This window comes from Reyranella sp., assembly GCF_050185545.1.
Lineage (GTDB): Bacteria > Pseudomonadota > Alphaproteobacteria > Reyranellales > Reyranellaceae > Reyranella.
In genome coordinates, this window is the sequence record NZ_JBFWZI010000258.1 from 1 (window position 1) to 8,466 (window position 8,466).

Genomic DNA, 8,466 nt, shown 5'->3' on the forward strand with positions numbered 1-8,466 from the left:
TGCGCGACGGGCTGCGCCGCACCGCCCATCGGACGCTCGCCGAGCTCGCCGGCTTTCGTGTTCCGACGCTCCTGATCGCCGGCAGCGAGGACATCGTGTTCCCGCCGTTCCTGGCAAGCGCCATCGCGACAACCCTGCCCTGCGGCGAGTCGCGGATGATCACCGATTGCGGACACTCGCCATATTTCGAGCAGGCCACTACCTTCAACGAGGTGGTCGGCGAGTTTCTGTCCCGCCAGCGCTAGGAGACGGGCATTGCTTCAATTGGGTCGTTTTCCGCGCGTGCGTCTGGGACACATGCCGACGCCCCTGGAACCCATGCATCGACTTTCGGACCAACTCGGCGGGCCGAAGCTCTGGATCAAGCGCGACGATTGCACCGGCCTGGCGACCGGAGGCAACAAGACGCGCAAGCTCGAGTATCTCGTTGCCGACGCCCTTCAACAGGGCGCTGACACGCTGATCACCCTGGGCGCCCTGCAATCCAATCACGCCCGCCAGACGGCGGCGGCGGCCGCCAAGCTCGGCTTGAAATGCGTGCTCGTGCTCGAAGACCGCGTGACGCAGCCGACCGATGCATATCGTCACAACGGCAACCTCCTTCTCGACCGCCTGCTGGGCGCCCACTTGAAGTACGTGCCGCGCGACGCATCGATGAGCACCGCCGCCGAGCAAGCCGCCGAGGACGTGCGCCGCGCCGGCGGGCGGCCCTATGTGATCCCGGGTGGCGGCTCCAATGCGGTCGGTGCTCTGGGCTATGTCGGCTGCGCCCTCGAGATGCTGCACCAGGCCAGCGACCTCGGCACGAGGATCGATCATGTCGTCCATGCCACCGGCAGCAGCGGCACCCAGGCCGGACTGATCGCTGGCCTCGAAGGGGCGCGCAGCGGCGCGCGCGTGCTCGGCATCACCGTCGGCCGGCCGCGCGACAACCAGGAACGCAACATCGCCCGGCTGCTCGACGAGACGTGGGCGCACCTCGGCCTGGCAGGCGCGCCGTCACGCGATGCGGTCGAGGCCAATGACGGCTACTTCGGGGAGGCCTACGGCATCCCGACGCCGGCGATGAAGGAGGCGGTCGACATCGTGGCCCGGGTCGAGGCCGTGCTGCTCGATCCGGTCTATTCCGGCAAGGCCATGGCGGGCCTGATCGATCTCGTACGCAAGGGCCGCTTCGCCAAGGACGAGAACGTCGTGTTCGTGCACACCGGCGGACAGGCTGGGCTGTTTGCTTATGAGCCCGCCTTCGCTGCCTGAAGGAGGAGAGTCGTGTCGAAGGACAATCCGCGCATTGCCGTCCTGGGTTTCGCCATCGAGTGCAACCGGTTCTCGCCGGTCACCACCGCGGCGGACTTCGAGCAGGACGTCGATATTCGCGGCAACCAGATCGTGAGCGAGGCGCGATCGGGTGCCTCGATCACCATGCCCGACCTGCCCGGCTTCTTCACCGAGATGGATCGCACCGGGCCGTGGACCCCGGTGCCCCTGCGCGTCGCCCTCGCCCAGCCCGGCGGCCCCGTCGAGAAGAGCTTCTTCCAGACCTTCCTGGGCGACATCGCGGCAGGTCTCGCCGCCAGCGGACCGTTCGACGCGGTGTTCATCTCCGCCCACGGCGCGGCGCTGGCCGAGGGCACCGACGATCCCGACGGCGACCTGTTCGACGTGGTCCGGCGCGCTGTGGGGCCGGACATTCCGGTGATCGCCGTGTTCGATCTGCACGCCAATGTCTCACGCAGGATGATCGACAATCTTTCCGTCTTCGTCGGCTACCTGGAAAATCCGCATACCGACATCTACGAGCGCGGCGTCGAGGCCGCCAGGCACATGCGCGAGTGCCTGGCCGGCGCGCGCACGGCGATCGAGATGGTCAAGCTGCCGCTGGTCCCGCCGCAGATCGCCCTGCTGACCGCCCGGGGGCCGTACGCCGATCTGATCAAGTACGGCCAGGCCAAGGTCGGGGGCGACATCCTCAATGTCTCGGTGATGGCGGGCTTCGCCTACAGCGACAGCCCCAAGAACGGGCTGACCGCGGTGGTGACCGCCCGCAACGGCAATCGCAAGGCCGCGGCCGACCTGGCGCTCGACATCGCCACGCGCGCGTGGGGCATGAAGGAACGGTTCAAACGCGGGATGATGTCCCTGGCCGACGCGGTCCAGCTCGCGGTTTCAGTGGGCCGTGACCGGCGTCGCAAGCCGATCATCCTGGCGGACGTCGCCGACAATCCGGGCGGCGGCGGGCGTGGCAACACCACCTACCTTCTGCGCGCGCTCAAGATGGCCGGCGCCGAGCACGTGATCTTGGGCGTGTTCAACGATGCCGCGCTGGCGGCAAAGGCGCACGAGCTCGGCGAAGGCGCCACCTTCACGGCCTCGTTCAACACGGAGGAGCACCAGGAATTCTCCCTGCCCTTCGACTGCGAGGCCAAGGTGGTCAAGCTGTCGGACGGCAAGTATGTCGGACGCCGCGGCGTGCTGCGCAACGTATCGGCCGACATGGGCCCATCGGCCCTGCTCGATCTCGGCGGCGTGCAGGTGGTGGTGATCAGCTATCGCTGCCAGTGCATGGATCCGCGGCAGTTCGAGATGTTCGATCTCGACATCGCCCACGCCCGCGTCGTTGTGGTCAAGAGCCGCGGCCATTTCCGCGGCGGCTTCGACGAGTTCTTCAAGCCCGAACAGATCTACGAGGTCGATTGCCCGGGCTTGACGTCCCCGGTTCTGGCGAACTTCACCTGGAGCAAGCTGCCGCGGCCGGTCTATCCGCTCGATGAAGAGACGACCTGGTCACCGCCCGTTTCCGCCTGAAGGAGAAACCATGTTGCGTCGCACCCTCGTCGCCCTCGCCGCCCTGATGCTCGCTGGCCCGGCCGCGGCGCAACCGGCCAAGCCGCTGCGCGTGGTCATGCATTCGGATCTGAAGATCATCGATCCGATCTGGACCACCGCCTACATCGTCCGCAATCACGGCTACCTGATCTACGACACGCTGTTCGCACTCGACGGCAAGTTCGAGCCCCAGCCGCAGATGGTCGAGAGCTGGACCGTCAGCGACGACAAGCTGACCTGGAACTTCAAGCTGCGCGACGGCCTCGAATGGCACGACGGCCAGCCGGTCACCTCGGCCGATGTCGTGCCCTCGATCAAGCGCTGGACCCAGAAGGACGTGCTGGGCGGCCTGCTCGGCAAGTCGACCAAGGAAATGATCGCGGTCGACGATCGTACCTTCCGCATCGTGCTGAACGAGCCCTTCGGGCTGATGCTGAAGGCGCTGGCCAAGACGGCCTCGGTTCCCCTGTTCGTGATGCCCAAGCGCGTGGCGGAGCTGCCGATCTCGCAGCAGCTCGCCGACTCGACCGGCTCGGGGCCTTTCATCTTCAAGAGGGACGAGTGGAAGCCCGGCGAGAAGGTCGTCTACCTGCGCAACCCGCGCTACAAGCCGCGCGCCGAGCCGCCGTCGGGCCTGGCTGGCGGCAAGGTCGCCAAGCTCGAGCGCATCGAATGGGTGTCCATCCCCGACAGCCAGACCGCCATCAGTGCCCTGATGTCGGGCGAGATCGACATGATCGAATCGCCGGCCCACGACCTGCTCCCCGTCCTCGAAAAGGACAAGAACGTCCAGATCGTGATTCTCGATGCACTCGGCTCGACCTACGTCCTGCGCTTCAACTGGAAGCAGCCGCCGTTCGACGACGTGCGCTACCGGCGTGCGGCGATGATGGCGCTCAATCAGAAGGACTTCATGCAGGCCGTGATCGGCGATCCGCGTTACTACAAGGAATGCAAGGGCATGTTCGGCTGCGGCACGCCGCTCGAGTCGACAGCGGGCATGCGGGGTGAGCTCGAGTCGCGCTTCGAGGAATCGCGCAAGTTGCTCAAGGAGCTGGGCTACGACGGCAAACCGATCGTGGTCCTGCAGTCGACCGACCTCCCGGTGCTGACCAATCTCGCTCCGGTCGCCAAGACCCTGCTCGAGCGCGGCGGCTTCAAGGTCGACATGCAGTCGATGGACTGGCAAACCCTGGTCGCGCGACGCGCCAAGAAGGATCCGGTCGACAAGGGCGGCTGGAACATTGCCATGACGGCGGCCGCCGCCGTGCTCCTGCTCGATCCGGTGAACAACCACTACGCAGAGGCGAGCGGCGATCGCGCCCAGTTCGGCTGGCCGCTCGACGAGGAGATCGAGAAGCTGCGCGGCCAGTTCCTGCGCGCGACCGACCCGAAGAAGCAACGCGAGATCGCCGATAAGGTCCAGACCCGCATCATCAGCCAGGGCGTCACAGTGCCGCTCGGCCAGTTCGTACAGCCCATGGCGCGGCGCAGCTACGTGTCGGGCAATGTCGTGTCGCCGGTGACGGTGTTCTGGAACGTCGAGAAGAAGTAGGGTTACTTCTCCGGGAGCGGGATGAACTCCGGGTCGCCTGGCACCTTGGCGAAACGATCCTCGCGCCAATCGGCCTTGGCCTTCTCGATGCGCTCGCGGCTCGACGACACGAAGTTCCACCAGATGTGACGAGGGCCGTCCATCGGTGCGCCGCCCAGCAGCATTGCCTTGGCGCCGCTGGCGCCGGCGATGATCTCCGCCGGCTGGGCGGCGCGCAGGACAGCGAGATCGCCGCGGCCGAGCAGACGATCGCCGACCGCCGCATCGCCGTCGGCCAGGTAGATGGCGCGTTCGGGATGCTCGGGCGAGATCGCGAATTTGCCGCCAGCCGGGAGTTCGACGCCGACGTAGAAGATCGGCGAGAAGTGAGTGGTCGGCGCGGTGCGCCCGGCATAGCTGCCGACGATCAGGCGCAGACTCGTTTCGCCGTCCTGCCATGACGGCAGCCGCGCCGCCTCGATATGCTCGAACGCGGGCGCGGTCTCCTCATGCGACCTGGGGAGCGCCACCCAGGTCTGGACTCCGTGCATGCGAAAGCCGGTGCGACGCATCTCCGGCTCGGTCCGTTCGCTGTGGGCAATGCCGCTGCCGGCGGTCATCCAGTTGACGTCGCCCGGCCGGATGGCCTGAGCGTAGCCCAGACTGTCGCGGTGGAAGATGCCACCCTCGAACAGGTAGGTGACCGTCGCCAGTCCGATATGGGGGTGCGGGCGGACCTCCATGCCGCCGCCCGGCGGCACGTCCATGGGGCCGAAATGGTCGAGGAAGATGAACGGTCCGACCATCCTTCGCTTCACGTTCGGCAAGACGCGCCGCACGACGAACCCGCCGCCGAGATCGTGGCTGTGCCCCTGGATGAGAAGTTCGATGGGATCGGCCATCCTGCGCCCTCCTGCCTCGTCTGCTGCCCTGACCTGATGCCACCTACGGACGATGCATGGAAAGCGTCAATCCCGGGGCTTCCTCGCGCTTGGCGGATCGTGCCCGGAGGGGGATCATTGTGCAGTGCACGATGCCGGGCATCCATCGCCAGTCCGGACATCGTGCCGACAACGACCTGCACAGGCCCCGCAGGCCGACGGCACCAGTTGGGCATGGTCGACATATGGTGTATCGACAGTGTCGCGAAGTTCGGCCGGGTCACCCGACCTTGCGGCTTTATCCCGTGACAATTCGGGGCCGGTCCGGGCCCCGATCCAAAAAACCGTTCGTGTACAAACTCTTAAGAGAAGTTCACGGGTGTTGCATTTTTGCAACTTTTTGTGGACTTGTGGGTATTCCGTGGCCACAGTGGTTCCGAACAAGGGCAGACGGCGTGGGGCGCCGACCGGGGGGTCGGTGATTTCGCCGACAAGCCTCCGGAATGAAGTGCTTGAGTTGAATGGAACGGGAGAGGCTGATGGCGTTCAAGTCGACGCGTAGTCAATACGCGCTCCGCTGGCGAACCGCCCGCAATCTACTGGCAGCAACCGCCGCACTTGCTGCACTGCAACTAGCCATCACCCCCGGGTCGGTGGCCCAGGTCAAGGCCCCCAGCAAGGCCCAACTCAAGGCCGGCAAGAAACCGCCCGCCGCACCCGCCGAGGACATCCAGCCATTCGCCGTCGGCAATGACGGTTCGGTTGTCGAGCAACTGCTCAGCCTGCAGGTCGATCCGGCGGACGCCCAGGCCGCCGCCGAAGCGGTCAGCAAAGCGGTGGGCCAGCTCGACATCAGCAAGGGCACCAGCTCGGGCCGTGCGGTCCTCAAGTCGCAGGGTGCCAATCAGCCCAAGCGCCTGGTCTCCCTGCAGCTCTTCTCGGCCAAGTCGATGGCCGTCGAGCTGTTCCGCGGCAACGACGGCAGCTACGGCTACAAGCTCGCGCCCGGGGCCACCGAGAGCGACGACGAGCGCGTCTCCAGCCTGCCGCGCACCGCCTCGCAGTCGGGCGCCGCGGCGCGCTCCATCCAGGCCGGGTCGGTCGGCGTGGTGAAGGTCAGCGCGTCGAGCGTGACGACGGGCCTGGCGCAGATCGGCGCCAGCACGGCGACCTTGAAGGACCTGACCACCGCCCTGGCGGGCTTCGCGCCGGCGGCTGGCAAGATCGAGGTCCTCAAGGGCCGGACAAGCGACGGCGCGCCGCGCATCCTGCTGGCCTACCTGGGTGACGGGAAGAATCGCCAGGCCGTCTGGTGGTTCGCGCCGCCCAACCAGCCCGAAGGCTGGTTCGACGAGCAGGGCCGTCGCCTGGGCGGCACAGCGCTGGCCGAGCCGCGCCCCGATTCACGCATTTCCTCGCCGTTCGGCACGCGCCGCTATTACGGCCGCTCGAGCGGCGGCGGTTTCCACAACGGCATCGACTACGAAGGCAAGGTCGGCCAGCCGATCTACGCCGCGGCCGACGGCGTGATCAACCATCAGGGCTGGTACTTCAACTACGGCCGCACGGTGAAGATCAGCCACGCCGACAACTTCGAGACCCTGTACGCCCACATGTCGCAGTTCGCTGCGGGCATGGGCCCAGGCTCGCCTGTGCGCAAGGGCGACCTGATCGGCTATGTCGGCTCGAGCGGCCGGTCGACCGGCCCGCATCTCCACTTCTCCGTCGTCGTCAGCGGCCAGTTCGTCGATCCGCAACCGTACGTCACGGAGCGCGGCGGCAGCAGGACTCTGGACGGCGAGGCCCTGGTCGCGTTCCGGCAATGGCAGCAGGATGTCCGCAACGCCGCCGGCAAGGGCGCGGATTCGAACAATCGGGGCTTCCGCGGGTTGCAGGGCGCGGAGCCCTGGTCGACCAATCCCTTCTCGTCGCAGAACGTCAATCGCCTCTAGCCTTCGTTGCACATCCGGGTTCGATCGCATAGGAAGTGCGCCATCGTCCCGAACGCCCGCCCGAGGCGGGTGACGGGAACAAGGGGCAACACGAAGGGAAGGGCATGATGTTCAAGAAATTCCTGGCCGCCGGTGCTGCGGCGGCCACGCTGGTCAGCGCTGCGGGAGCGGCGCACGCAGGCAAGGATCTCGATGCGATTCGCGCCCGCGGCGCGATCAACTGCGGCGTCGGCATCGGCACGGCCGGGTTCATGCTGGCCGACAGTCAGGGCAAGTGGAAGGGACTGTCGGTCGATGTCTGTCGCGCGACCGCGGCGGCGCTGTTCGGCGATTCCGAGAAGGTCAAGTACCAGCCCCTCACATCTCAGCAGCGCTTCACCGCCCTGCAGTCGGGCGAGGTCGACATCGTGATGGGCAACGCCACCTACACCCTGACCCGCGACACCGCGCTCGGCCTCGATTTTACCGGCGTCTTCTACTACGACGGCCAGAGCTTCCTGGTGCCCAAGAAGCTCGGCGTGAAGAGTGCCAAGGAACTCAACGGCGCTACCGTTTGCGTGGCTCCCGGCACCACGACCGAACTCAATCTCGCCGACTATTTCCGCGCCAACAAGATGACCTTCAAGCCGGTCGTCATCGAGAAGGTCGACGAGATCCGGGCGGCATTCTTCGCCGGCCGTTGCGACGTCTATACGACCGACGCGTCGAGCTTGGCGGCGACCCGGGCGGCCAATGTTCCTCCGCCGCGCACCTTCGACGATTTCGTCATCCTGCCGGAGATCATCTCCAAGGAGCCGCTGGGCCCGGTGGTGCGCCATGGCGACAACCAGTTCGCCGACATCGTGCGCTGGGCGCTGTACGCCATGGTCGAGGCCGAGGAGTACGGCATCACGTCCAAGAACGTCGACGAGATGCTGAAGAGCGACAACCCGGTCATCAAGCGCATCCTCGGCGTGACGCCGGGCATGGGCAAGGCCCTCGGGGTCGACGAGAAGTGGGTCTACAACATCGTCAAGCAGGTCGGGAACTACGGCGAGAGCTTCGACCGCAACGTCGGCAAGGATTCGGCGCTCAAGATCGATCGCGGCCTCAACAAGTTGTGGTCCCAGGGCGGCCTGCAATACGCCCCGCCGATCCGGTAGGAAATCTCCTCCCCAGCTTCGCTGCTACGGAGTGGACACAACTCTTGGGTGTGTCATTTTGACTCACCTCAACATTTTGTATTCCCGTGCAGGCCGACAATGGGTTTCTATTGGCGGCACCTTTGCCGAAG

7 protein-coding genes are annotated in these 8,466 nt (G+C 66.2%); 6 read left to right on the plus strand and 1 reads right to left on the minus strand.

The genetic code is table 11. The features are described from left to right. From AB7O82_RS35185 to AB7O82_RS35200, 4 genes are all read left to right on the plus strand, one after another. A partial coding sequence (locus tag AB7O82_RS35185) for an alpha/beta fold hydrolase (RefSeq protein ID WP_428553257.1) occupies nt 1–245 on the plus strand: 245 nt, incomplete at its 5' end. 19 nt (nt 246–264) lie between these two features. Further along, nucleotides 265–1,257, plus strand: coding sequence for a D-cysteine desulfhydrase (locus AB7O82_RS35190; protein ID WP_428621572.1), 993 nt, complete (start codon nt 265–267; stop codon nt 1,255–1,257). Between the two features lie 12 nt (nt 1,258–1,269). After that, the gene (locus AB7O82_RS35195) at nt 1,270–2,805 is read left to right on the plus strand and encodes a M81 family metallopeptidase (protein WP_428553252.1); all 1,536 of its coding nucleotides are present in this window, start codon (nt 1,270–1,272) and stop codon (nt 2,803–2,805) included. Nucleotides 2,806–2,815: 10 nt separating this feature from the next. Next, complete coding sequence (locus tag AB7O82_RS35200; protein ID WP_428553249.1) at nt 2,816–4,381, plus strand: ABC transporter substrate-binding protein; 1,566 nt, start codon at nt 2,816–2,818, stop codon at nt 4,379–4,381. 2 nt (nt 4,382–4,383) lie between these two features. On the opposite strand, the gene AB7O82_RS35205 is transcribed toward AB7O82_RS35200, so the two are convergent. Continuing rightward, on the minus strand, nt 4,384–5,262 hold the full coding sequence (locus AB7O82_RS35205) for a pirin family protein (RefSeq protein WP_428553246.1): 879 nt from the start codon (nt 5,260–5,262) through the stop codon (nt 4,384–4,386). A gap of 518 nt (nt 5,263–5,780) precedes the next feature. Between AB7O82_RS35205 and AB7O82_RS35210 the strand changes: the two genes are divergently transcribed. Together AB7O82_RS35210 and AB7O82_RS35215 are read left to right on the plus strand one after the other, a co-directional pair. Next, complete coding sequence (locus AB7O82_RS35210) at nt 5,781–7,193, plus strand: M23 family metallopeptidase (protein ID WP_428553243.1); 1,413 nt, start codon at nt 5,781–5,783, stop codon at nt 7,191–7,193. Between the two features lie 107 nt (nt 7,194–7,300). Further along, nucleotides 7,301–8,335 carry an amino acid ABC transporter substrate-binding protein gene (locus tag AB7O82_RS35215; RefSeq protein WP_428553260.1) on the plus strand — a complete coding sequence of 345 codons (1,035 nt, stop codon included), beginning with the start codon at nt 7,301–7,303 and terminating at the stop codon, nt 8,333–8,335. The last annotated feature ends 131 nt before the right edge of the window (nt 8,336–8,466 follow it).